Source organism: Paractinoplanes aksuensis, from assembly GCF_024137025.1.
GTDB lineage: Bacteria > Actinomycetota > Actinomycetes > Mycobacteriales > Micromonosporaceae > Actinoplanes > Actinoplanes aksuensis.
On record NZ_JAMYJR010000035.1, the window covers coordinates 1 to 23,774 of the forward strand.

Consider the following 23,774-nt stretch of genomic DNA (forward strand, 5'->3'; position numbering starts at 1 on the left):
CGACGGCACTCGAGCCGGGACGACGGCACTCGAGCCGGGACGACGGCACTCGAGCCGGGACGACGGCACTCGAGCCGGGACGACGGCACTCGAGCCGCAACAAACGGATATCCCATTCGCCATGGCGGCATGATTAGCACCGCAACGCACCAGGGCCGCGCCATCACCAAGTCGGCCCGGGAGTCGGTGCGGCCTGCACCGGACACGCATAAGGCCTACCGCGCGGGCGGCACTCGGGCTGGGCGGGCGGCACACGAACCGCAACGACCGGATATCCCATCCGCTATAGCGGCAAGGCTTGGCACCGCGACCGACCAGGATGGCGGGGCTACGACCAGTGGAAGTCGGCCATTGCTTGGGTGGTGTGGAGGTCGTGGTTGGTGCGGCCGACCAGGCGGGGTGCGGCGTGCGGGCCCGGGACGGTGTGGCCGCCGCCGCGGATGGTGAACAGGCGGACGGGGGCGTGGTCGTTCTGGTGGTGGTCGGTGCGGGTGATGTCGGCGGTGAGTTCGGTGGTGGTCGGCGGGGCCGTGATGCCGTTGCGCTCGGCGAAGTAGGCGGCAGTGTCGGGTGCCGAGAGCATCTCGCCGCCGACCTTGAAGGCGAAGCGGGCCCAGGCCGCCATCTCGCCGCCGTCGTACGGCACGATGCGGTCGGCGGTGCCGTGCACGATCAAGACCGGCTTCGGTACGACCGGTAAGCCGGGGATCAAGAAGTTCGAAGGCGCCGGCTGCTGGGCCGCGATGATGGTCGCGCCGGCGATCAGGTCGGGGCGCTCGTGCAGCAGCCGCACCACCAGGCCGCCGCCGTTGGAGTAGCCGGTCGCGTAGACCTGTCGGCCGTCGGCGTGCCGCTTGACCACCGCCTCGGCGAAGGCCACGTCGTCGACGCCGGCCAGGCGGGCCGGGAAGCGGCTGCCGATGCGGGCGTCGTTCCAGTTCCCGCGGTAGCCGTCAAGGTAGGCGACCGCCGTTCCGGGGATCGCGTCGAACGCCCCGCCGGTGAAGGTGCGGAACTTGTCGGCGTTCTGCGTCGAGCCGTGGAAGACCAGCAGCAGTCGATCGTGACCGCCATCCGGCTCGATCAGGGTGTATGTGCGGGTGCGCCCCGCGGCGTCGATCTGCATGGCCAATCCTTCACCGTCCACGGATAACCTATCCGTTTCACCGTAGCAGCATCCGGATAAGTAATCCGGTTATCCTGGTCACCGTGACCCGCAAAGACGCCACCCGCAACTGGCAGCACATCGTCGACACCGGCCGCGCGTTCCTCGACGAGGACCGTCCGCTCCGGCTCAACGACATCGCCCGCGAGGCGTCGATCGGGGTGGCCACGGTCTACCGCCACTTCCCCACCGCCGAAGCCCTGCTCGAAACTCTGGCCCGGCCCCGCCTGGAACAGTTGGTCGCCGACGCCGAGATCGCCCTGCGCAGCGACAACGACGAGTGGACGGCGTTCGCCGATTTCCTCACCGCCGGCATCAACGCGCAACTGGCCGACCCCGCCGTCCAGCCGGTCTTCGCCGCCACCACCCACGAACTGCCCGAGACCGCCGAACTGGTCACCCGCCTGAACACCCTGACCGGCGAACTGCTCGCCTGGGTCCACGCCGCCGGCCGAATCAAACCAGGCATCGACCACAACGACATAACCCGCCTGATGTGCGGCGTCGTTTTCGCAGCCACAGTCCACGCAGCCCCGACCGAGCGCCCAGCCCTGACCCGCCGCTACCTGGACGTCGCACTCGACGGCCTGTCCGTCCGCGAAACGGATAACAAACAACGCGGCAGCGACCGCCGAGGTCGGCGAGTGCGAAACGGATAACAACACACCGCCAGCAGCGCAATCACACCCGATCGCTGGCGGGCCAGAGGTGCGGGCATTTAGCAGCACGGCAGCAACCGCCGAGGTAGGCGAGTACGAAACGGATAACAACACACCGCCAGCAGCGCAATCACACCTGACCGCTGGCAGGCCATAGGTGCGAGCAATTAGCAGCACGGCAGCAACCGCCCGGACCAGCGCGCTCGAAACGGACAACGCGAAGCGGCTGGCACAGGGCTGACGCCACAGCTCACACCCGTCGATCAGCACGCGGCAGGGTGTCTCGGGGCGTCATGACTCACGGCATGGCGGAGCAACCGGCGCGAGTTCAGGGCGGCGTCAGCATGAGTGGTGAGCTTCTACCCGCTGGATCGCGTTACCCAGCAATCGCCGGGACGACTCGCGGATCAGCCAGTGCATGCCCAGCAGTCTGGGGTCATTGATGATCTTCCGCAGCGCGAGAAGCGCGAGAAGCGCGAGAAGCGCGAGAAGCGCGAGAAGCGCGAGAAGCGCGAGAAGCGCGAGAAGCGCGAGAGACGGCGGGGAACCAGCCGGCGATCCGTTGAACTCCGTCACGACGTTGAGGGAGGCTCACCAGCCCGTGCTGGAACACTTCCGGCAAGGTTCGTGCGCCGCGGGCGGGTCGTCGCCGATAGCACCACCTACCCCGTTCGGCTTCCTAAAAGATTTAGGTTGTTGCATAATAGCTTTAGGAGGTGCACATGGGGCGAGTGGGACTTACGGCGGATCGGGTGGCCCGGGCCGGGGCCGAACTGGCTGATGAGGTGGGCTTCGAACAGGTGACGCCGTCGGCGGTGGCGCGGCGGGTCGGTGTGCAGGTGGCCAGCCTCTATTCGCACGTGCGCAACGCGGAGGACCTGCGCGTCCGCATCGCCCTGCTCGCCCTCGAAGAGATGGCCGACCGGGGGGCCGCCGCGCTGGCCGGCCGGGCGGGGAGGGACGCGCTGGTCGCGCTCGGCGCCACCTATCGCGACTACGCCCGCGAGCATCCCGGGCGATACGCCGCCGCGCAGCTCCGGCTCGACCACGAGACCGCGATGGCCAGCGCCGGGCCGCGGCACTCGGCCATGATGCGGGCGATCCTGCGCGGTTACGAGCTGCCCGAACCCGAACAGACCCATGCGGTCCGGCTCATCGGCAGCGTTATCCACGGATACATCATCCAGGAGCTCGGCGGCAGCTTCGACCACAGCGAACCCGGCCCGCAGCAGTCGTGGGACCGCATCCTCGACGCCCTCGACTCGCTGCTGCGGCACTGGCCCCACGAAGGACAACGATGATCACCACACCCATCACCGCCGATCTGGTGCGCGGCGCCGTCGAGCTCGAACTGACCGCCCACGGCCTGTTGCCGCACCGGCTGCCGGCGTGGGCCCGCGCCCAGGGCAACGATCCGCAACTGACCATGGCCGAGGGCCAACCTTCGGGCGTACGGGTGGTCTTCCGCACCCGGGCGGCGGTCATCGAACTCGTGACCGCACCGACCAAGCTCGTCTACCGCGGCGCCCCGCCTCGACCGCAGGGCGTCTACGACCTGTACGCAAACGGTGTTCTGGCCGGCCGGCAGAGTGTCACCGGTGGCACGACGGTCACGATCGACATGGCCACCGGCACGACGGAAGCCGAGCCGGGCGAGCCCGGACGCGCGCGCTTCGAGGGTCTGGCCCCCACGCTGAAGACGGTCGAGATCTGGTTGCCGTTCAACGAGAAGACCGAGCTGATCGAGCTGCGCACGGACGAGCCGATCGAGGCCGCCCCCAGTGTCGACCGGCCGCGATGGCTGCACCACGGCAGTTCGATCAGCCACGGGTCGAACACGGCGAGTCCCAGCACCACCTGGCCCGCCATCGCGGCCCGGCGCGCCGGCTTCGAGCTGACCAACCTGGGGCTGAGCGGCAGCGCCCTGCTCGACCCGTTCACCGCCCGGACGATGCGCGACCTGCCGGCCGACGTGATCAGCGTGAAGATCGGCATCAATGTCGTCAACGCCGACCTGATGCGCTTGCGCGCGTTCGGGCCGGCCGTGCACGGCTTCCTCGACACGCTCCGCGAGGGCCATCCGTCCACGCCGTTGCTCGTGGTGTCGCCGATCCTGTGCCCGATCCACGAGGACACGCCCGGGCCGGGCGCTTTCGACCCGGCCGCGTTGGCCGAGGGACGGGTCAGCTTCATCGCTACCGGCAACCCGGCCGACCGCGCCGCGGGCAAACTGACGCTGACGGTCATCCGTGAGGAGCTGGCTCGCATCGTCGCCGAGCGCGCCCAGACCGACCCGCAGCTGTCCTATCTGGATGGACTTGAGCTGTACGGCGAGGCCGATTCTGCCGCTCATCCCCTGCCCGACCAGCTTCATCCGGACGCCGCCACCCACCAAGTGATCGGCGAACGCTTCGCGGACAAGGGATTCCCTCTGCTCGGCCCCATCCCCAGTAGAGTGTAGGCCGTGCGACGGTCCGACAATCAGACAGATTCGCTGGAAGCCGCCCAGTTGTTCGCTGCTCTGGACCATGGCGTTCCAGACCTACCGATGGGGCTGGCGCCGCAGGACCTCTGGATTGCGGCCGCCGGGACCTGGGGACGGTATGGCTCGGTCGTCGCTGTGCGTCGTGATCCGGAGGAGAACGACGCGCTGCTCTCCGACGTCTATCTGCTGGAGCGGTCGCCCGGCGGCGAATGGCGGGCACCCGACAGTCGCTCGGGTTCGGGGCTTCCCGAGTGGTTGCTGGAGCGCCACGACGGCCCCCTGCCGGAGGCGCACGGCAGCGACCTGATGGACCTGAGCGCACAGATGGCCTGTGTCGGTGGCCGCTGGTTGGCCGAACTCACCGTCGTGGCCAGTCGAGCTGTCACCAACGTCGAGCTGCGGTACGGGGGTGAGGAAATTATTGTTCCCGTGCCGCCCAGCGGACTGGTGACACTGCCCGGCGTTGTCCGATCGGCCGACGACGTCGCCGAATTCCGAGGCTTCGACGATGCCGGGCGTCTGCGATCGGTGCAGCACTACCTGCCCCTGACCGAGTACGACCGCAAACTGGGATGGCCTGACGCTTCGCTGTGGGCCCAGTAGTGACGACTATGCCGTTTTGCGGGCGGTCCACAGGGTGGCCGATCGACGAAGGACGAAGTCCGGGATCTCATCGACGCGTTCCAGCAAACGCGCGTGCATCTCGTTGCGTTTGTCGTCGGGCAGACCGTCGATGAAGCGGCCGGAACCGTGGGACCGGCTCCAGCGCCAATAGGTTTCGCCGTCCGGAACGGGGATGGCTACTTCGAGAGTTTCCGCTCTCACGTCGATCAGCGGCGACTGCTCGAAGAGTTCGCTCTCCTCGACCTCGTTGCCGTGCCGGCCGAACCCGTCGGCCTGGAATCGGCGGTACTCGGCATAAAGGTCGACCAGCGGACTCGAGGGAGACAGCCTGCCGAGCAGTGAAGACCTTGCTTCGGTACGGGGGTTGGAGCGCAAAGTCGAGGCGGCGCTCGCCATCGACGACGCCGGCGAATTGGACGGCGACGAATTCGGGGCGGGGCACGTGACGATCTACCTTTACGGGCCGGACGCCGATCGGATGCTGGCCGCGGTCGAAAGCATCGTCCGGCGATTCCCGTCGCCGTCCCGCCGGGCGTATCTGCGCTACGGAACGTGAACGACGACACCGCAGCTGAGAAGGTGCTGTGGCTTCAGCTGCGCACGCTTCCGGGGCCGGTTGCGCGGGTATAAGGGAGTCACGCGATCCTAGGAGGAACCCGCAATGGCAACCCTTGCCCAACGTGTCCGCGCTTTCCTGCAGAGCCCGAAGGGTCAGCAGCTGGTCGACCAGGGCCGTCGGCAGTTGGCCAAGCCGGAGAACCAGCGCCGGCTGCGGGGCCTGTTCACCCGCCTGCAGGGTCGCCGCCGCTACTGACCCGGCGCCAACGACCGAAACCACCTGCTCATGACGTACGCGTAGTGGAGTGGATCGACCGCGGCCGGGTCATCGAGCAGGGTGATCAGCAGGGCGCCGCTCGGTAGCCGACGGGTCCGAGCGGCGACCTCCGGCAGCGGGGGCGTGGAGAGGTTCCGGCCACGGCCCAGGTAGGTCCACCAGCCCAGCTCGCCCGGCCAGCCGCTGGGCGAGTCGATCTCGACGGGTGACAGCGGCGTGGGGGCCACGATGTCCTCGCGCACTTCGGCCTGCCAGGCCTGCTCACTGGACCACTCATCGCGGATCCGGCCCAGATCGGCATCGAGGCGTTCGGCGGCAACAAGCCACAGGCTGGTCAGCCGGGCATGAAGCTCCCGGAAAGGGTCGGCCTCAGGGCTTGGCCGGCGCCGGCAAAAGACGGCGTCGAGTGCCCAAACCAAGGTTCCGTCCCGCCACTCGACGAAGATGTCGACGTCGCCACCGGTCCAGAACTGCCCGTTCATTTCGCCGGTCGCCAGGGCGGCGATAGCGGCCTCGGGCTCGGTGACGGTCAGCAGATCGGAATCGGCGTTGGTGAACAGGTTGATCAGCCCGTCCGGGCGATGCGGATGGAGATCCCGCTCGGCCGCCAGCGCGAACACGTCACGCAGCGCCGCCTCCGCAGCCACCGGGGTCCGCAGCTCCCACGTCCAGTCCGAACCCATCGCCGCATGCTATGCCAGGTGCAACGCTGACTCGCCGGCCGCGCGCCACCTCAGGCCCGGCTCCGTGGCGCGCGCAAGCCACCAGAACAGCCAGAATCGTCACTACTAAAGCGACCACCGATGCTGGTGCCACGACCATCGCCGCCTTGAAAGGGGCGCAGCCCGGCACGGCGGGCACGATCTCGGCCCGGCGGGCACGATCTCGGCCCGGCGGGCACGATCTCGGCCCGGCGGGCCCACTATTGTGGGCTTGTGAGTACTCGCGATTTGCCTGCTCAGATTGGGGATCTGCCGCCCATCGGGCGACCGGCCAACAGCGCACTCCTCGCGGCTGGAGTCACGACCCTTGCTCAGGTCGCGACCTACAGCCGGCGCGAGATGCTGAGCTGGCATGGGGTCGGGCCGAAAGCGATCACCATCTTGGCCGCTGCGTTGGCCGAGAACGGCCTCGCCTTCGCTGATGAACAGCCCTGAGAAGCCTCGCACGACGAGATCCAGGCGGCTGCGGCTGCGACCGGTCAGGACAGTCGTAGTCGGACCTGAACCGGCATGTGGTCGCTGGGATACTGGGTGTCCCGGTGGTAGGGATTGATCAGCGCGGCCGATGTTGCGATGCCGGGGCTGGTCAGGACCCAGTCGATTCGGGGGCCGTCCGGCACCGGGGGGGCGGTAGCCATGGAATGTGCCGTAGGCCGGTCCCAGTTCGGCCGCCGTCGCCCACGTATCGCGGAAGCCGGAACGTGTGGTCAGCAGGTCGTAGACGTAGCTGCTCGAGTTGGCGGGTGTGTTGAAGTCGCCGGTCAGGATGGTCGGCAGGGCCGGGTCCATGGTTCTCATGCGGGCTCGGATCAAGTCGGCGGCTTTGCGGCGGGCGTGTTCGCTGGCGTTGTCCAGATGCGTGTTCACGGCGTAGAAGCGACGGCCGGTCACGTGGTCCTGGAATTGGGCCCAGGTCACCATGCGAATCGACCATCCGCCCCAGGTTTCCGAACCGGGGACCTGCGGGGTGTCGGAGAGCCAGAAATGGCCGTACGCCTGGCGGGTCAGCCTTTCCTTGTTGAAGAAAATGGCCATGAACTCGCCGCGGTTACCACCCATGCGCCCCGTGCCGACGTAGTCGTAGCGGTCACCCAGGTCGTCCTCGAGATCGCGCAGCTGATCGTTGAGGCCTTCCTGGGTGCCGATGAGGTCGGGCTGCTCGACCGTCACCAGATTGCGCATAACCGGGCGACGCTGTGGCCACGAATTGGGCAGGCCAGGACCGGCGAAACGCAGATTGAACGTCATCACATGCAGGTCGGCCGGATCAGCCGGGCCGGCCAGAGCCTCCATCGCCGACGCCGCGCCGCGCGAAGCGCCGGGCAGGGCGATCGTGCTCACCACACCCAGCACCGCGGAGATCAGCGACCGCAGGACGGATCGGCGAATCGCCATGAACAGATGATAGTTCGTGCCGTCACGAACACATGTTCCATGGAGCGTCACCCCCGCGACCTGGGGCAAGAGCCCTGACAGGTACGCGATCCTAGGACTGGGAGGCGCATGCCCGAGGACGGAAGACACAGGCACGTAGCGCGAGGCGCTGGAGGTGGGACGGGGACGGGAGAGCCGCGAACGCAGAGCGTTGGACGCATAGCGCGCTGAAGGCGGGGCGGTGAAGGCGGGGTGTCGCCGCGGGCACGCGTTCCTAGGACTGGGGAGACGCGTGCCCGTGGGGACGGGTCAGCTGGGCAGGGTCAGCTGGGCAGGGTTACCGGCTGGGGAGTTGGGCGGGCGGTGGTGGTGCCATCGCCCAGTTGGGCGTTGTTGTTGTTGCCCCAGCACCACAGGCTGTTGTCCGTGCGGAAGGCGCAGTTGTGGTAGCCCGCGGCCGTGTCGGGAGCCCAAGTGGTTGTGCTGCCGATGCGGGTCGGGGTGTAGCGGTGGGTGGTGCTGCCGTCGGCCAGCTGACCGTACGCGTTGTTACCCCAGCACCACAGGCTCCCGTCGGTGCGGGTCGCGCAGGCGGTGTCGAAGCTGGCGTTGACGCCGGTCCAGGTGGTGGTCGAGCCGACCTGGATGGGGGCGGCCTGGTAGGTGCCGGTGACGCCGAGCTGGCCGTAGCCGTTCTCGCCCCAGCACCAAAGGCTGCCGTCCGTACGCGTTGCGCAGGTGAACAGGTAGCCGGCTGTGACGTCCGACCACGTGGTGGCGGTGCCGACCTGGGTCGGGGTGGTCTTGTAGCCGAGGGCTCCGGTGCCGAGCTGGCCCGTTGAGCTGTCACCCCAGCACCACAGGGTGCCGTCCGTGCGCGTCGCGCAGGTGTGCGCGAAACCGGCTGTCACGCTCGCCCAGTTACTGGCTGTGCCGACCTGCAGCGGGCTGGACGCGGTGTAGACCGCCGCGCCGTCACCCAGCTGGCCGAAGCGGTTGAAACCCCAGCACCACAAAGTTCCTTCGGTACGGACGGCGCAGGTGTGACTGTCGCCGGCGCTCACGGTGGCCCAGGTGGTGGCGGTGCCGACCTGGACCGGGGTGGTCCGCCGGGTGGTGGTGCCGTCGCCGAGCTGGCCGCGGGTGTTGCTGCCCCAGCACCACAGGGTGCCCTCGGCCCGGACGGCGCAGTTGTAGCTGGTGCCGCCGTCGATCCCGGCCCAGGTCGAGGCGGTTCCCACCCGGACCGGGGTGGTCCGGTTGGTGACCGTCCCGTCGCCCAGCTGGCCGCTGTAGTTACCGCCCCAGCACCACAGACTGTCATCGGCCCGCACGACACAGGTGTGTCCGTAACCGGTGGCCACGCTGGACGGGGGCGGGGCGGCGGCGTAGGCCGGTGCGGCCAGCGCCCCGATGGCGGCGATCATCACACCGATCACCGTCACGATTGCTCGAATCTTGTTCTTCACGTGCTGACTCCTCCTAGGACGACGCGGAAAGCACGAACGCGGGAGCGAAAGCGGGAAGCGCGAACGCGAGGTAAAGCGGAGACGCGGGAATGGGAAACGTGTCACGAGGCGTCGCAAAGCGTGCCGTTCAGCGTGTACGAGGCCGGCCGCGGATTGCTTCCGCCGTGCGAGCCGTTGAACCCGAAACTGATGGTCGCGCCCGGAGCGAGGGAAGCGCTCCAAGCCTCACCGCTGGCTGTCACCACCGAGCCGTTCTGGGTCACCCGAGCCGACCAGGATTGTGTGACGGTCTGACCGTCGGCGAACAGCCAGCTCAGCGCCCACGGCGAGATGGCCGCGGTCCCGGTGTTGGTCAGCGCGACCGTCCCGGTGAACCCCGTGCTCCAGTCGTTAGTCGTGTACCGCACCCGGCACGACCCACCCGAACCGCTGCCGCTCCCGGTGGTCACCGCCAGCACCGCCGAACGCGCGGACCGGTTCCCCGCCGAGTCCCGCGCCCCCACGCTGAACTCGTACCGGGTGGCCGCGCTCAACCCGCTGACCGCATAGGACGCCGACGCGGGCGACCCGATCAACACACCGTCCCGATACACGTCGTAACCCGCCAGCCCGCTACCACCGGTATCGGTCGACCCGGCCCAGCTCAGCGTGAGACCGGAAGCCGTCACCCCGCCCGCGGTCAACCCACCGGGCACGCTCGGCGCCGTCGTATCGACCGGCGCCGCCGCATAGGTCAGCCCATAGCCGTACGGATAGAGCGCCGCCTTTCCGTCCCCATCGTTGATGGGCTGCTGCGACACCGACTGCATCCACGTCACCGGCAGCTTCCCGGTCGGGGCGTAGTCGCCGAACAGCACGTCGGCCACTCCCCCGCCCTCGGTACCCGGCAGCCAGGCCGCGACCAGCGCGTTCCAGTTGCCCACCTCGGCCGCGACGTCGAGCGGCCGCCCCGACACCAGCACCACGATCACCGGCACCCCGGCCGCGCGCAGCCGGGACAGCGTGGCCAGATCGGTCGCATCCAGACTCATCGAGCCGACCCGATCGCCCGCCCCCTCGGCGTACGGCGTCTCCCCCACCACCGCGATGGCGGCCCGATACGTGCTGTCGATGCCCGTACCGTCGCGGTTGTAGGTGATCGTCGTGCCGCTGCCGACCGCGGATCGGATGCCGGCCAGGATCGACGTGCCGGCCACCGTGTTCCCGCTGGCGCCCTGCCAGCTCAGCGTCCATCCGCCGCTCTGATTGCCCAGGTCATCGGCACTTTTGCCGGCCACGAAGATCTTGCCGCCGGTCTTGGCCAGCGGCAGGATCCCCTGCTTCAGCAACACCTGCGACTGCCGTACGGCCTGCCGGGCCAGCGCCCTGTGCTCGGCGCTCCCGATCGTCGCGGCCAGACTGCGGTCCGCGTACGGCTTCTCGAACAGCCCCAGCTCGAACTTCTTGGTCAGGATGCGGCGGTTGGCGTCGTCGATCCGCGTCATCGGGATCTGCCCGGCCTGCACGGCCGCCTTCAGATAGCCGACGAAGATCTTCCAGTCGACCGGCACCATCGCCATGTCGAGCCCGGCGTTGATCGCGGTGACCACCTCGGCCTGGGTGAAGCCGCGCTGCCCGTCGAGCTGGTCGATCGCGGCCCAGTCCGAGACGACGAAGCCGGTGAAGCCGAGCTCACCCTTGAGCAGGTCGGTGATCAGGTATTTGTGCCCGTGCAGCTTGGCGCCGTTGAAGCTGCTGAACGACAGCATCACCGAGCCGACGCCACGCTCGATGGCCGCGGTGAACGGTGGCAGGTGCACCGACCGCAGTTCGGCCTCGCTGATCTGCGTGTTGCCCTGGTCGACCCCGCCGGTCGTGCCGCCGTCGCCGATGTAGTGCTTGGCCGTGGCCAGCACACCGTTGTCCTGCAAGCCGTCCACGAGGGTGGTCATTGCCGTCGCGAGCTCCGGCTTTTCCCCGTACGACTCGTAGGTGCGCCCCCACCGGTCGTTGCGGGCGACGCACAGGCAGGGCGCGAACGTCCAGTCCTGACCGGCCCCCGTGACCTCCTCGGCCGTGGCCTTCCCGATCCGCTCGACGAGCGCCGGATCACGGGTGGCGCCGAGCCCGATGTTGTGCGGGAAGATCGTCGAGCCGGGCACGTTGTTGTTGCCGTGCACGGCGTCGATCCCGTACAGCATGGGGATCTGCAAAGGGGTGGCCAGGGCGCCCCGCTGGTAGTCGTCGTACATGTCGGCCCAGCCGGCCGGGGTGTTGTTCGACGGCGCCGACCCGCCGCCCGAGAGCACCGAGCCCACCCGGTACGAGGTGACGTCGGCGGCGCTGATCACGCCGCGCTCGGCCTGGGTCATCTGCCCGACCTTGTCGTCGAGGCTCATCCGGCTCAGCAGGTCGGCCACGCGGGTGGCGACCGGCAGCGACGGGTCTTGGTAGGGCAGGACGGCAGCGGCCCGCGCGGGTGGCACAGCAACGACAGAGAGGCCGAGCACTCCGACAAGAGCGGCCGTTCCCAGTGAGCGCATAGCGAGTCCTCATGGCGGTCGGACATTGACCGTCATGGTTGCATGGGAGCGCTCCCATTACAACAATGCTTCCAAGACGTGAACAGACACGGCACTTCAGCGCAGGCGGCGGACGAGCGGGACGACCGGGGCCGGAAGCGGTTCCAGGCCGGGGATGCCCTCGTGAGCGCCGAAGGCCTCGGTCACGATGTCCACATAGTCGCGCCGGATGCGGGCGGTGCCGGCCGCGATACCGCGGCGGGCCCGCTCAGCACTCTCGGGTCGCGCGGTGTAGGTCCACGCCGTCCCGAACACAGGGATCCGCGTGTAGTTGCCTTCGCGCGCATCGAGCGCAGGTAGCCCGTCATCCGGCAGGCCGAAAAGCACCCCTTCGACCCCGGCCGGCGCCGCGGCGGGCTCGGATCCGGCGGCCGAGGAGAGGGAGACTGGCTCGATCGTCAGGAACAGCACCTGGATGGGCGGCCGAGACCCGTCGACGACCTCCTCGTAGACCACCGGCCCGTTGGCGGTGTTGTCGGTGCACACGTTCCACGAGCGGGACCAGCCGGGCAGCCGCGCGCGAACCGGGTCGCGGCCGCCCAGAGCACTGATCGTCCCCGGCGCGACCAACGACCCGTACCCGAAGATGAGGGCCACGGCCTCAGGCGGCTTTCGTCAGGGCCTCGTACTCGTCATCGGTCAGTTCGACCCGACCGGCCGCCCAGTTCTCCTCGAGGTGGGCCACCGACGACGTGCCCGGGATCGGAACCATGACCGGCGAGCGCCGCAGCAGCCAGGCCAGCGCGAGCTGACCGGTTGTCGCGCCCGGATGGGCCCGGGACACCGCGTCCAGCGGCCCACCCGGGCGGGCCAGCACGCCGGCGTCGACCGGGGCCCATGGGATGAAGGCGATGCCCTGGTCGGTGCAGTAGTCGAGCAACTCCTCGGCCCGGCGGTCCCCCAGGTTGTAACGGTTCTGCACCGACGCCACGGGCACGCCCGCCGCCTGGGCCTCCTTGACGTCCTCGACCGTCACCTCGGACAGGCCGACCTGGGCCGCGAGACCCTCGTCGAGGAACTCGCGCAGCACACCGAACTGGTCGGCCCGCGGCGTCCTGGGGTCGATGCGGTGCAGCTGCCACAGGTCGATCCGCTCGACCCCGAGGCGCCGCAGCGACATCCGGATGCACTGGCGCAGGTATTCGGGCCGGCCCACGGCTGCCCACTGGTTGGGGCCGCTGCGAGTGAAGCCGCCCTTGGTCGCGATGACGACGTCGCCGTACCCACGGCCGTCGTACAGGGCCTCGCGGATCAGGTCTTCCGACACCTCGGGCCCGTACGAATCGGCGGTGTCGATGAAGGTCACGCCGAGCTCGACCGCCCGGCGCAAGACCCGGATCGCCTCGTCATGGTCGCGCGGTGGTCCCCAGATGCCGTCGCCGGTGATGCGCATCGCGCCGAATCCCAGCCGCTCGACAGTTTTGCCACCCAAGTTGATCGCAGTCACCCGCCCAGTATCCGCCCCGCCGATACTTAGCCCTTGCGCTAAGTATCGCGGCCGACAATACTTAGCCGCGTGGCACAGTATTCGGCGCTGCTCGACGACGTCTTCGTGGCCCTGGCCGATCCGACCCGGCGGGGTGTCGTACGCCGTCTCGGTCAGGGCCCGGCCAGCGTGGGCGAGCTGGCCGGCGCCTTTCCGATGACCCTGCCCTCGTTCATGAAGCACGTCCGCACGCTCGAGTCGGCCGGGCTGATCCGCACCACGAAGGCGGGCCGCGTCCGCACCTGCGTGCTCAACCGCGAGCGCCTCGCCGTCGTCGAGGACTGGCTGGCCGAGCAGCGCGCCGTCTGGCAGCAGCGCACCGACCGACTCGAACAATTTGTCACCGAAGAGGAGAACCCGTCGTGAACCCCGATCTGGACTTGTCCCTCGACCGCATCATCCGAGCCCCGCGGGCCGCCGTCTGGCGCGCGTGGACCGACCCCGCCCGCTTCGCCCAGTGGTGGATCCCGGCCCCCACCGTGTGCCGCGTCGACCGCTTGGAGGCGCGCCCCGGCGGCGGCCTGGTGACCCGCATGAGCGAGGACGGCGTCACCTTCGCGCCGCACATGGACGCGCTGTTCCTGGTCGTCGAGGACGAGCAGCGACTCGTCTTCACCAACGCCGTCGACAGCGCGTGGCGCCCGACCGACCCCGACCCGGTGGCCCTGACCGCCGAGATCACGCTGGCCGACCACCCGGACGGCACCGACTACCGCGTCCTCGTCCGCCACGGCGACCCGGCGGCCCGCGACCGCCACGAGAAGCTCGGCTTCCTCGACGGCTGGGGCACCGTCACCACCCAGCTCGCGGCAGTCACGGAACACGCTTGAGGCCGGTCCCGCCGGCGACCACGAGGGCGAACGGCTGCTTGGGGCCGCTGGGAACGGACACGCCGCGTACCCGCACGGTGTAAGCGCCCTCGGAAGGCGAAGCCACCGTGATCTGCTGGACGTTGTTGGTGGCGGTCGGGAACTGTGTGGTGTCGCCGTTCAGGACCGTGCCGTCCGGGGCCTGCAGCTGCAGGTAGAGCTGGTTGACCAGCGAGCCGACGCCCTCCAGCGACGGCGGGTCGGTCCGGACCAGGGTGACCTTCAGCGGCCGGCCGGGGACGGCGGCGGGCACGGTCCAGCGGCGCATCTCGCCCGTGCCGACGGCCGCGGCCGGGTCGTCGTCGCACCGCATGTGCTCGTCGAGGGCGGCGGTGACGTCGACCCGGCCGAAGCCGCAGACGTCGTTCGGGCCGGCGGCGATCTCGCCCGCGAACTGGCCCCGCATCGTGGCCGCGCCGTTGATGAGCACGGCCTTGAGCAGCGCGGCCGAGGGCCAGCACCTCCACCCCGGTCGCGCGGACGGCCGCCGCGTCGGCGGGCTCCAGCAGTGTCACGAGCATCTTGGCGGCCATGGCAGTCCTCCCCGGTCGGGTCGCACGAGACGGTTGTCCCTGCCAGTGGAGAGCGTCGGCCCGGGGCACGGATACCGGGAAGTCGGCAGGACGACACGGTTGTCACCTGATCGGATATAACAGTGATCACGAAATCGGGGGTGGGGATGACGCTCATCGTGTGCGAGAGCCTGGTGCGCATCTACCAGACCGGCCCGGTCGAGGTCCAGGCGTTGCAGGGGCTCGACCTCGTGGTCGAGAAGGGTGAGATGGTGGCCGTGGTCGGGGCGTCCGGCTCCGGCAAGTCGACGCTGCTGTCGATCCTGGCCGGGGTGGACGCGCCGACCGCGGGGCGGGCCCAGGTCGAGCAGTGGGACCTGCTGGGCATGTCCCGGGCCGACCGCGTGCGCTACCGGCGGCACACCGTCGGCTTCGTGCGGCAGCAGACGGCCAGCAACCTCATCCCGTACCTGACCGCGCGGCAGATGGTCGACCTGCCCATGACCGCCGCCCGCACCCCGGCCGGCGTCCGCAAGCAGCGCTCGGGCGAGCTGCTCGAGGCGCTGGGGGTGGCGGCGTTCGCCGACCGGAAGCCCGGTCAGCTCTCGGGCGGGCAGCAGATGCGGGTGGCCATCGCGGTCGCCCTGGCCAACCAGCCGCACGTGCTGCTGGCCGACGAGCCCACCGGCGAGCTCGACACGGCCACCTCGGCCGAGGTGTTCGGCGCGCTGCGTGACGTCAACCGCGACCTCGGCGTCACCGTCGTCGTGGTCACCCACGACCCCGCGGTGAGCGGTCAGGTCGAACGCACCGTGGCCATCCGCGACGGGCGCACGAGCAGCGAGGTGCTGCGCCGCACGGCCACCGCCGACGACGGGAACACGCATGTCATCGCCGAGGAGTACGCCGTGATGGACCGGGCCGGGCGCATCCAGGTGCCCCGCGACTACCGCGAGGCGCTCGCCCTGACCCGGCGGGTGCGGCTCGCCCTGGAACCCGACCACATCACGATCCGGCCCGACGCATGACCGAGCCACTACTTTCCGTACGCGGGGTCAACCGCACTTTCGGCTCCGGTCCGGCCGCCGTGCATGCCCTGCGTGACATCTCGTTCGACGTCGAGCCGGGCACGATGGTGGCCCTGGTCGGCCGCTCCGGCTCGGGCAAGACCACGCTGCTCAACGTGATCGGCGGGCTCGACCGCCCCGACGCGGGCACGGTCGTGGTCGACGGGCTCGACGTGACCGGCCTCGACGAGGACGGCCGCTCGCAGCTGCGGCGGGACAAGGTCTCGTACGTGTTCCAGACCTTCGGCCTGATCCCGGTGCTCTCGGCGGCCGAGAACGTGGGGGTGCCGCTGCGGCTGGCCCGGGCCGACCCGGCCGAGCGCGAGCGCCGCGTCAACCTGCTGCTCGACCTGGTCGGCCTGGCCGGTCACGCCCAGCAGCGCCCGGGTGAGCTCTCCGGCGGCCAGCAGCAGCGGGTGGCCATCGCCCGGGCCCTGGCCGCCTCGCCCCGGCTGCTGATCGCCGACGAGCCGACCGGCCAGCTCGACGCCGAGACCGGCCTGGCCGTGATGGGCCTGCTGCGCGGCGTGGTCGAGTCCGAGGGCGTGACCGCCGTGGTGGCCACGCACGACCCGGTGATGATGGCGCTGGCCGACCGGGTCGTCCGGATCAGCGACGGGCGAGTCGACGCGTGCTGACGTTGGTCGCCCGGCGGGCCCGGGCGCACTGGCCGCTGCTGGCCGCGCTGCTCACCATCCTGGTCGTCGGCGCGACCCTGCTCGGCACGAGCACGCTGCTGGTCACCCGCACCTCGGAACGCGCGGTGGAGGTCTCGGCGGCGCGGGCCGACCCGGACGACGTCACGGTCACCGCGTACATCGGTGCGGTCGCGGCCAGGAACGCCGGCTCGGTCGCCACCGACTCCCGCGACGTGCTGGTCACGGCGGTCGCGCCGTTCACCGCGACCACGACCACCCGGGCCTCGGGAGCCTTGCGCACCCTGCCCATGGCCGGTGAATCGGACGGTGTGCAGGGCGGCGGTTACCTGTCGGCGATCGAGGACCTGCCGGCCCGGGCCGCCCTGGTCTCCGGGCGCTGGCCGCGGGCCGGCACGACCGAGGCCGCGGTGCTGCAGAGCACGGCCCGGCTGCTCGGGCTGAAGGCCGGCGCCCGCGTCCAGCTCGGACCGGAACTGGGCCGGGACGCGAACGCGCCGGTCGAGGTGACAGTGGTGGCCGTGGTCCGGCCGTTGCCGGACACCGGCTGGGACCGGGATCCGCTGGGCGGCGCCGGGTTCGACCCGGATCCGCCGGAGAGCACGTCGGCCCGCCAGATCCACGCCTACGGGCCGTTCCTGGTCGACCTGGACACGCTGCTCTCGGGGCGGAACGCGCTGAGCCGGATCGAGGTCACGGCCCGGCCCGACCTGTCGGCGCCGACCGAGCGCGGGCTGGACGAGCTGACGGCGTCGCTGCTCGGGGCCAACCGCAAGCTCGAGGGCACGCTGGGCGAACGGGTCGAGATCCAGCGCGTCTCGTCCCCGCTCCCCCAGCTGCTGCTCGACGCCCGCGACCAGCAGCAGCTCACGTCGGGCGCGGTGCTGGCCCTGGCCCTGATCGGCCTGGTGCTGACGGCCATCGCGCTGACCCTGGCCGGGCGGTTGACGACCGGGGTGCGTACGAACGAGTTCAATCTTCTCGCGGCTCTGGGTACGAGCCGGGGGCAGTTCACCGCCGTCGCCGCCACCGAGGCCGGCGCCATCGCCGCGCTCGCCGTGGTGTTGTCGGTCCCGCTGTCGTCGTTGTTGTTCGCCGGGCTGACCCGTCTGCCCCCGCTGTCCGGCGCGGGCCTCGGTGCGCCCGTCACCGTGACCGGCACCCAGGTGCTGGTGGTGGCGGCCGGCGCCGTGGCCCTGGCCGCCCTGCATGTCCTGCTCTCGACCCGCCCCGCGGCCGACCCTGGCGACCGCCGCCGGCACCGCGAGCTGCTCGCCCGCTCCGGGCTCGACCTGCTGCTCGTGGCCCTGGCCGCGGTCGGCTGGTGGCAGTTGCGGGCCCAGCCGGCGGGGGCCGGGTCGCGGGCCGACGCCGTGCGGATCCTCGCCCCTGCGCTGATCCTGGTGGCCGGGTCGGCGCTGCTGCTGCGGGCCCTGCCGCCCTTGCTACGCGCGGCCGAGCGGCTGGCCACGCGGAGCCGCGGCTTCACGTTCTCGCTGGCCACGGCCGGGGCCGCCCGCCGCCCGCAGGCGCTGGCGGCCGGGCTGCTGATCTGTCTGGGCGCGGCGGCGGCGACGTTCGGGACGGCGTTCGGCTCGACCTGGCACACCTCGCAGCGCGAGCAGGCCGACCTGTCGGTGGGCACCGACCTGGCCGTCTCGCTGACCACCGCGCCCGTCACCGGTCAGAGCGCGCGGGTGGCGGCGGCCACAGGCGGGACCATCAGCCCCGTGGCCAAGCAGAACATCGTCGTCGGCCAGTGGCTCGGCGGGCCCGACACGGCGCCCCAGCTGGTCGCCGTCGACACCCGCCGGGCTGATGCGCTGCTGCGGGGACGGGTCGAGGCCGACGGCGGCTGGGCCGGGGTCACCCGTACGCTCGTCCCGGCCGCCCCCGTGACCGGTGTCGCCCTGCCCGAGGGTGCGTCCCTGGCCGTCACCGGCACGGCCACCGGCGACCGGCCGATCGCCGTCACCCCGCACCTCATGCTCCAGGACGACACCGGGTTGCGGACGACGTGCGACGGCGACCCGGTCGCGCTGAACGGCCGCCCCCACGCCGTGACCGGCTGCGTGCCGATCTCCGGGCTGCGCCTGGTCGGCGTCACGTTGTCGGTGCTGGGCGAGTCGGGCATCCAGCACCTGAGCGCCATCGACGCCACCGTGACGCTGCCCGAGCCGCCGGCCGCGGACTGGACGGTCCGGTCGGCCGCCCCCGAGTCCAACCAGCTCAGCGATCCGAAGGTGCGGGCCGACGGCACCCGGCTGGGCCTGAGCGCCGTCGTGAGCTTCGCCGACACCACCCCGTCGAGCCGGGTCCTGGTGGCCACCGCCTTCGCCGACCCCGGGCCGATCCCGGTCGTCGTCTCGCGGCAGTTCGCGACCGAGGTCGGCGCCGAACGCGGCTCCGAGATCACTTTCGCGGTGGACCAGACCCCCGTGGACGCCACCATCGCCGCGGTCGTGGCCGAGGTGCCGTCCGTGCCCGGCGGGGCGGCGCTGCTGGCCGACGTCGACTCGCTGAGCCGCGCCCTGGCCGTCCGGGGCAACGTGGACTCGCCGGTGACCGCCTGGTGGGTCGGGCACCCGGTCCGCACCGACCTCGGCGACCTGCGACTGGGCACCGTCACCACCCGCACCGGCGAAGCCGAGCGGCTCACCGGCAGCCCGCTGCGGGCGTCGTTCCCGGCCGTCCTGCGGGTGCTGGTCGTGGCCGCGGTCGTGCTGCTGCTGGGCGGTGTGCTGCTGCAGGTCACCTGTGACATGCAGTTACGCGCGGTCGAGGTGGCGCGACTGCGCGGCCTGGGCGTCTCTCGGCGGGGCATCCGGGCCGCGCTGCTGGGCGAACAGGGCGCGGTCGTGCTGCCGCTGCTGGCGGCCGGGGCCGGGGTCGGCGCGCTCACCACCTGGCTGGTGGCGCCGCTGCTGATCCGGTCCGACACCGGGGCCGCCGCCGTGCCGGCCGCGATCGCCCACTGGCCCTGGGCCGGCGAGCTGCTGCTGCTCGCCGTGCTGGCCGGGGCGTGCGCGCTGGCCGCCGGGGCCGCGGTGGTCATCCAGGTCAGCCGGGCCGACGCGGCGCACCTACGGGTGGCGTCATGACGCCCCTGCACTGGCCGAGCATCCGCGGCCGGGCCCGCGCCGACGCCGGTCCCCTGCTGCTGGTGGCACTGGTCGTCACGGTCGTGGCGCTGCTGGCCGGGGCCACCCCACCGGTGCTGCGCTCGACCTCGGACGAGGCCACCCGGGACGCCGTACGCCGGGCCGCCGACGACGCCGCGGTCCGGGTCGAGGCGGAATGGCCCGACGACTACGGCCCGAACGGGGGCCGGGTACGCGCCCCGCTGCTGGCCGACGACGTGGCCTCGCTGGCCCACCTGGCCGAGGGCGAGCTCGAACCCAGCCTGCGGTCCGCGTTGCAACCACCCGTCGCCACCGTCTCCAGCATCTCGATGGCGGTCACCGACGGCAGCGTGCAGCGCCGCCTCCAGCTCGAATACCTGCACAGCGGCGACGACGGCCCGGCCGTCACCTGGATCGCCGGGAAGGCGCCGGGCCCGTCGACGCCGGACGAGTCCATCGAGATCCCGCTCAACGGCGCGCCGTGGCCCATGCAGATCGGGCTGTCCGAGGCCGAGGCGACAGTGCTCGGCGCGAAACCGGGCGACAGGATCCCGGTCCAGGACGACCGCCGGACCCCGTACGACGTCCGGGTCAGCGGCATCTTCCGGCCGGTCGACCCGGCCGACCCGGCCTGGCGGCTCGCCCCCTGGCTGCTGCAGCCGGCGGCCAACCGGGACGGCCTGGGCAGCACCCGGTTCGGCGGCCTGCTGTCGGACGAGTCGCTGTCCGACGCCCGGCTCGCCTTCCGGTCCGACCAGCTGCGCCGCAGCGTCCGCTTCGACGCCGACCCCGGCACCCTGACCTGGGAGTCGGCCCAGGCCCTGGCGTCGGCGGTGGCCACCCTCAAGGGCCTGTCGGCGGTCTCGGCCGAGCGCGACACCTCGCTCAAGTGGGCCACCCAGCTCGACAGCGTGCTGCGCGACCTGCGCAACCAGATCGCCACCGCGTCGGCCCAGGCCGCGGTGCTGCTCATCGCCGTGCTGGCCGGAGCCCTGCTGGTGGTGAGCCTGGCCGCCGATCTGCTGACCCGGCGTCGCACCCCAGCGTTGACCACGGCCCGGCAGCGCGGCGCCGGCCTGCCCACGATCGCGGCCGAACTGGCCGTCGAGTCGACCGTGGTCGCCGTCCCGGCCGCGGCCCTCGGACTCGCGCTGGCCGCCGTCGTGACCGGCTCGGCCGCCCTGACCTGGGTCGTGCCGTTCCTGGTGCTCGCGGTCGCGGCCGGTCCGGCCTTCGGCACGCTGGCCGCGGCCCGCGCCACCCGGGACAAGCGCGCCCCGGCCAACCGCAGCGCCCGCCGCTGGGCCCTGCGCACAGTGCTGCTGCGGCGGGCCGCGATCGACGTGGCCGTGGTCGTGCTGGCCATCGGCGCGCTGGTCGCCCTGCGTCAGCGCGGCATCGGCACGGCCGAGGACGGCGACGTCGGGCTGCCCGCCGCCGCGCCCACCCTGGGCGCGCTGGCCGCCGCCCTGCTGCTCGTGCGTCTGCTGCCCGCGGGCACCGGCGCCGCGCTGAAGTTGTCGCTGCGCTCCCGGCGTCCGCTGGTGCTCTTCGCGGCGGCCCGGGCGGCCGCGACCGCCTCGCGCCTGCTGCCCGCGCTGGCCGTGACGGCCGCGATCGCGCTGGCCTCGTTCGCAATCACCCTGCACGCCACCACCGACCGCGGGCTGTCCGACGGCGCCTGGCAGGCCGTCGGGGCTGACGTGCAGCTGACCCTGGGCACCGAGGCCGCCGGGTCCACGGCCGAGATCGCGCAGCAGGTCGCGGCCGCGCCCGGCGTGCGGCACGCCGTCGCGGCCCGGGTCGTCGACAGCGAGCGGTTCATCGCCGACAACACGTCGATCGTGGCCCGCCTGGTCGTGGTCGACACCGCGGCCCTGCGGCAGCTGCGGGCCGGCACCCCCCTGGCCGGGCTGCCCGACCCGGGCGGCCTGACCACGGCCGTCGACGGCACCGTTCCGGCCCTGGTCCGCACGAGCGACGACAGCCTGCGACCGGGCACCTCGTTCCGGCTCCCGTTGCGGACCAACACCTTCACCCCGATGACGGCGGTCGGCCCGGCGCCGGCCATCGGCAGCGGCGACGATGTGGTCGTGGTCGACCGGGCCGCGGCTGCGGCGGCCGGGCTGGAGTCGGCGCCGAACACGGTGTGGGCGACCGGGCCGGGCGCGGCCGCGGCGATCCGGGCCACCGGGGCCGACGGGCGGCTGACGACCCGGGCCGAGGTGCTCGACGAGCGGCGCACGGCCCCGCTGACCGCCGGCCTGGTCCGGTTGCAGCTGGTCGCGGCCGGGACGTTGCTGGCCCTGGGGCTGCTGGGCTTCGCGCTGGCGGCGGCGGCCGGTGCTCCGCAGCGCTGGGAGACACTGGCCCGGCTGCGCACGCTGGGCTTGCGGCCGCGCGACGCGCACCGGGTCGCGGCGGGCGAACTGCTGCCGGTGGCGCTGGTCGCGGCGGTGTCCGGGCCGCTGCTGGGGGCGCTGCTGTCGTGGCTCACGGTCGGGCCGCTGGCCCTGAACGTGCTCACCGGCCAGGTCGCCGTGCCGGTCACGGTCGTACCGTGGTGGACCGTCGAGGTGGTGGCCGTCGTCGCGTTGACCGTGGTGCTCGCGGCCGTGGTGGCCACGGAATCGGCCGTACGGAAGAAGCGCAGGCTCGGCGACGTGCTCCGCGTGTCTTCCTAGCGGGTGCTCGAGACGTAGAGACGGTCGCGGCCCGCCCGTTTCGCGGCGTAGAGGGCGGCGTCGGCCCGGGCCAGCAGGTCGTCGGCCGTCTCGGCGCCGTCCCACTGGGCGGCGCCGGCCGAGAACGTCTGGCCGTCCGGGGTGACGGCCTGCAGGCGCTCGATGATCAGGTCGGCGTCGGCCAGGCGGGAGTGGTCGAAGATCGCGCCGAACTCCTCGCCGCCGTAACGGGCCAGCAGGTCCTCGGGGCGCAGCTCGGCCCGCCAGGCCTCCGCGGCCAGGCTCAGCAGCTCGTCCCCACCCTGGTGACCGTGCTGGTCGTTGTACTGCTTGAAGTGGTCGAGGTCGATGATGGCGACCACCACCGGGGTGCCGTGGCGGCGCGCGCCGGCGATGCGGCGGGACAGTTCGAGATCCCAGGCCCGCCGGTTGGGCAGGGTGGTCAGCGCGTCGATGTGGGCCACCGCGTCGAGTTGGCGGGCCTTGTCCTGGACCTGACCGACCAGGTCGACCATGCGCAGCGCGAGCAGGGCGAACAGGACGATGCAGCCGACGCCGGCGGCGATCCAGTCGACCTGGCCGTCCTGCAGCACGCCTTGGGCGATGAGCAGCGCCGGGGCGCCCATGCAGGCCACGTTGACCAGCAGCACGCGGCGCGGCGAGGTCTCGGCCACCGACCGCAGCGGCTTGGCGGTGAGCGTACGCATCGACGGGTGCAGGGCCGCCCCGGCCATCAAGAAGCCCGACAGCGAGGTGAGTGGCTGCATGTCGGTCGTTTTCACCGACGTGATGAACGGCAGCAAAGTGGCCAGGTGCGTGCACGTCTGCAGCAGCAGCGAGACGCTGATCTGCCAGAACGCGGCGTTGCGCAGGCCCCGCAGCGTGAAGAAGCGGATCAGCACGCCCAGCAGCAGCACGTCGCCGAATGGGAAGAGGGCGGTGAAGGCGTCGCCGGGCAGCAGATCGTCGAGCCGGAGCAACGGCGTGATGACCAGCAGCCAGCAGGCCAGGGCCAGCCCGACGCAGATCATCGCGGTGTCGAGCAGACCCGCGCGGTCCTGCCGCCACGACGCGCCCCGCATGATGAGCAGCAGCGCCGCCGCCTCCAGCGGGTACACCGTCATGAACACGGCGAAGGCCGCCGTCTCGGCGCCGGAGAGCCAGATGCCGAAACCGGCCACCATGACCGGGCCGGCCGACGCCAGCAGGAGCCAGGGCCAGCGTGGCCGGGGCCGGTTCAGCACCACGCCGGCCACGATCCCGGCCGAGAACAGGATCGGCATGGCGAACGCCATAGAGCCACCGATCGGGCCGGTCGGGTCGGCGAAGAACTGCCCGGCACAGAAGGCGACCGCCCCGGCCAGCCAGATCATCCAGAACCGTGACTGCCGGGCCGGGTCAGGGCCCTCCGGGACCGGTTGCGAGGCACGGATGGCCGCACGGTCGAGCACAGAGTGCGTCACCAGCGGCCCTCCTGATCCCGT

General features: G+C 71.5%; 23 protein-coding genes. 12 read left to right on the forward strand and 11 right to left on the reverse strand.

All coding sequences use genetic code 11. The annotated features are described in order from the left end of the window. Nucleotides 1-328 precede the first annotated feature (328 nt). The gene (locus M1L60_RS31575) at nucleotides 329-1,126 is read right to left on the reverse strand and encodes a CE1 family esterase (RefSeq protein ID WP_253241317.1); all 798 of its coding nucleotides are present in this window, start codon (nucleotides 1,124-1,126) and stop codon (nucleotides 329-331) included. An 83-nt stretch (nucleotides 1,127-1,209) separates the two neighbouring features. Between M1L60_RS31575 and M1L60_RS31580 the strand changes: the two genes are divergently transcribed. After that, nucleotides 1,210-1,824 carry a TetR/AcrR family transcriptional regulator gene (locus tag M1L60_RS31580; RefSeq protein WP_253241198.1) on the forward strand — a complete coding sequence of 205 codons (615 nt, stop codon included), beginning with the start codon at nucleotides 1,210-1,212 and terminating at the stop codon, nucleotides 1,822-1,824. A 339-nt stretch (nucleotides 1,825-2,163) separates the two neighbouring features. On the opposite strand, the gene M1L60_RS31585 is transcribed toward M1L60_RS31580, so the two are convergent. Next, the gene (locus M1L60_RS31585; protein WP_253241199.1) at nucleotides 2,164-2,400 is read right to left on the reverse strand and encodes a hypothetical protein; all 237 of its coding nucleotides are present in this window, start codon (nucleotides 2,398-2,400) and stop codon (nucleotides 2,164-2,166) included. A gap of 146 nt (nucleotides 2,401-2,546) precedes the next feature. On the opposite strand from M1L60_RS31585, the gene M1L60_RS31590 reads away from it, so the two are divergent. Genes M1L60_RS31590 through M1L60_RS31600 form a run of 3 tightly spaced genes read left to right on the forward strand, consistent with a single transcriptional unit; the run spans nucleotide 2,547 to nucleotide 4,912 of the window. Beyond that, nucleotides 2,547-3,125, forward strand: a complete 579-nt coding sequence (locus M1L60_RS31590) for a TetR/AcrR family transcriptional regulator (RefSeq protein ID WP_253241200.1) — start codon at nucleotides 2,547-2,549, stop codon at nucleotides 3,123-3,125. Beyond that, nucleotides 3,122-4,285, forward strand: coding sequence for an SGNH/GDSL hydrolase family protein (locus M1L60_RS31595; protein WP_253241201.1), 1,164 nt, complete (start codon nucleotides 3,122-3,124; stop codon nucleotides 4,283-4,285). Before M1L60_RS31590 ends, M1L60_RS31595 begins: the two co-directional genes overlap by 4 nt. A 3-nt stretch (nucleotides 4,286-4,288) precedes the next feature. Further along, on the forward strand, nucleotides 4,289-4,912 hold the full coding sequence (locus M1L60_RS31600) for a hypothetical protein (protein WP_253241202.1): 624 nt from the start codon (nucleotides 4,289-4,291) through the stop codon (nucleotides 4,910-4,912). Between the two features lie 6 nt (nucleotides 4,913-4,918). Here the strand turns inward: M1L60_RS31600 and M1L60_RS31605 are convergent, their stop codons facing one another. Continuing rightward, nucleotides 4,919-5,308 carry a hypothetical protein gene (locus M1L60_RS31605; RefSeq protein WP_253241203.1) on the reverse strand — a complete coding sequence of 130 codons (390 nt, stop codon included), beginning with the start codon at nucleotides 5,306-5,308 and terminating at the stop codon, nucleotides 4,919-4,921. Between M1L60_RS31605 and M1L60_RS31610 the strand changes: the two genes are divergently transcribed. Together M1L60_RS31610 and M1L60_RS31615 are read left to right on the forward strand one after the other, a co-directional pair. Continuing rightward, a complete protein-coding gene (locus tag M1L60_RS31610) occupies nucleotides 5,298-5,489 on the forward strand; it encodes a hypothetical protein (RefSeq protein WP_253241204.1) in 192 nt (63 codons plus the stop codon). The two genes, M1L60_RS31605 and M1L60_RS31610, sit on opposite strands and share 11 nt — an antisense overlap. 105 nt (nucleotides 5,490-5,594) lie before the next feature. Then, on the forward strand, nucleotides 5,595-5,747 hold the full coding sequence (locus M1L60_RS31615; RefSeq protein WP_253241205.1) for a hypothetical protein: 153 nt from the start codon (nucleotides 5,595-5,597) through the stop codon (nucleotides 5,745-5,747). Here the strand turns inward: M1L60_RS31615 and M1L60_RS31620 are convergent. From M1L60_RS31620 to M1L60_RS31645, 6 genes are all read right to left on the reverse strand, one after another. Continuing rightward, entirely contained in the window at nucleotides 5,741-6,451 is a 711-nt protein-coding gene (locus M1L60_RS31620) for a hypothetical protein (RefSeq protein WP_253241206.1), read from the reverse strand. The genes M1L60_RS31615 and M1L60_RS31620 overlap by 7 nt on opposite strands. Nucleotides 6,452-6,556: 105 nt before the next feature. Then, nucleotides 6,557-7,885: an endonuclease/exonuclease/phosphatase family protein gene (locus M1L60_RS31625; RefSeq protein ID WP_253241207.1), complete on the reverse strand. Its 1,329-nt coding sequence runs from the start codon at nucleotides 7,883-7,885 to the stop codon at nucleotides 6,557-6,559. Between the two features lie 302 nt (nucleotides 7,886-8,187). Then, complete coding sequence (locus tag M1L60_RS31630; RefSeq protein ID WP_253241315.1) at nucleotides 8,188-9,291, reverse strand: RCC1 domain-containing protein; 1,104 nt, start codon at nucleotides 9,289-9,291, stop codon at nucleotides 8,188-8,190. Nucleotides 9,292-9,434: 143 nt separating this feature from the next. Next, on the reverse strand, nucleotides 9,435-11,855 hold the full coding sequence (locus M1L60_RS31635) for a glycoside hydrolase family 3 N-terminal domain-containing protein (RefSeq protein WP_253241208.1): 2,421 nt from the start codon (nucleotides 11,853-11,855) through the stop codon (nucleotides 9,435-9,437). Nucleotides 11,856-11,951: 96 nt separating this feature from the next. Further along, nucleotides 11,952-12,491, reverse strand: coding sequence for a gamma-glutamylcyclotransferase family protein (locus M1L60_RS31640; RefSeq protein ID WP_253241209.1), 540 nt, complete (start codon nucleotides 12,489-12,491; stop codon nucleotides 11,952-11,954). A 4-nt stretch (nucleotides 12,492-12,495) separates the two neighbouring features. Then, a complete protein-coding gene (locus M1L60_RS31645) occupies nucleotides 12,496-13,341 on the reverse strand; it encodes an aldo/keto reductase (protein ID WP_308208571.1) in 846 nt (281 codons plus the stop codon). 69 nt (nucleotides 13,342-13,410) lie between these two features. On the opposite strand from M1L60_RS31645, the gene M1L60_RS31650 reads away from it, so the two are divergent. Both M1L60_RS31650 and M1L60_RS31655 read left to right on the forward strand, forming a co-directional pair. Then, the gene (locus M1L60_RS31650) at nucleotides 13,411-13,746 is read left to right on the forward strand and encodes an ArsR/SmtB family transcription factor (protein ID WP_253241210.1); all 336 of its coding nucleotides are present in this window, start codon (nucleotides 13,411-13,413) and stop codon (nucleotides 13,744-13,746) included. Then, nucleotides 13,743-14,210 (forward strand): SRPBCC domain-containing protein, encoded by a 468-nt coding sequence (locus M1L60_RS31655; RefSeq protein WP_253241211.1) that lies wholly within the window; start codon nucleotides 13,743-13,745, stop codon nucleotides 14,208-14,210. Before M1L60_RS31650 ends, M1L60_RS31655 begins: the two co-directional genes overlap by 4 nt. Here the strand turns inward: M1L60_RS31655 and M1L60_RS31660 are convergent. Continuing rightward, nucleotides 14,194-14,679 (reverse strand): hypothetical protein, encoded by a 486-nt coding sequence (locus M1L60_RS31660; RefSeq protein WP_253241212.1) that lies wholly within the window; start codon nucleotides 14,677-14,679, stop codon nucleotides 14,194-14,196. The genes M1L60_RS31655 and M1L60_RS31660 overlap by 17 nt on opposite strands. A gap of 249 nt (nucleotides 14,680-14,928) precedes the next feature. Here M1L60_RS31660 and M1L60_RS31665 point away from each other — a divergent pair, with 249 nt between their 5' ends. Genes M1L60_RS31665 through M1L60_RS31680 form a run of 4 tightly spaced genes read left to right on the forward strand, consistent with a single transcriptional unit; the run spans nucleotide 14,929 to nucleotide 22,290 of the window. Then, nucleotides 14,929-15,789, forward strand: a complete 861-nt coding sequence (locus M1L60_RS31665) for an ABC transporter ATP-binding protein (protein ID WP_253241213.1) — start codon at nucleotides 14,929-14,931, stop codon at nucleotides 15,787-15,789. Further along, complete coding sequence (locus M1L60_RS31670) at nucleotides 15,786-16,466, forward strand: ABC transporter ATP-binding protein (RefSeq protein ID WP_253241214.1); 681 nt, start codon at nucleotides 15,786-15,788, stop codon at nucleotides 16,464-16,466. The genes M1L60_RS31665 and M1L60_RS31670 overlap by 4 nt, the downstream gene beginning before the upstream one ends. Beyond that, nucleotides 16,460-19,585: an FtsX-like permease family protein gene (locus tag M1L60_RS31675; RefSeq protein WP_253241215.1), complete on the forward strand. Its 3,126-nt coding sequence runs from the start codon at nucleotides 16,460-16,462 to the stop codon at nucleotides 19,583-19,585. Before M1L60_RS31670 ends, M1L60_RS31675 begins: the two co-directional genes overlap by 7 nt. After that, nucleotides 19,582-22,290, forward strand: a complete 2,709-nt coding sequence (locus tag M1L60_RS31680; RefSeq protein WP_253241216.1) for an FtsX-like permease family protein — start codon at nucleotides 19,582-19,584, stop codon at nucleotides 22,288-22,290. Before M1L60_RS31675 ends, M1L60_RS31680 begins: the two co-directional genes overlap by 4 nt. Here M1L60_RS31680 and M1L60_RS48000 read toward each other — a convergent pair. Next, the gene (locus M1L60_RS48000) at nucleotides 22,287-23,753 is read right to left on the reverse strand and encodes a GGDEF domain-containing protein (RefSeq protein WP_253241217.1); all 1,467 of its coding nucleotides are present in this window, start codon (nucleotides 23,751-23,753) and stop codon (nucleotides 22,287-22,289) included. The genes M1L60_RS31680 and M1L60_RS48000 overlap by 4 nt on opposite strands. Between the last annotated feature and the right edge of the window lie 21 nt (nucleotides 23,754-23,774).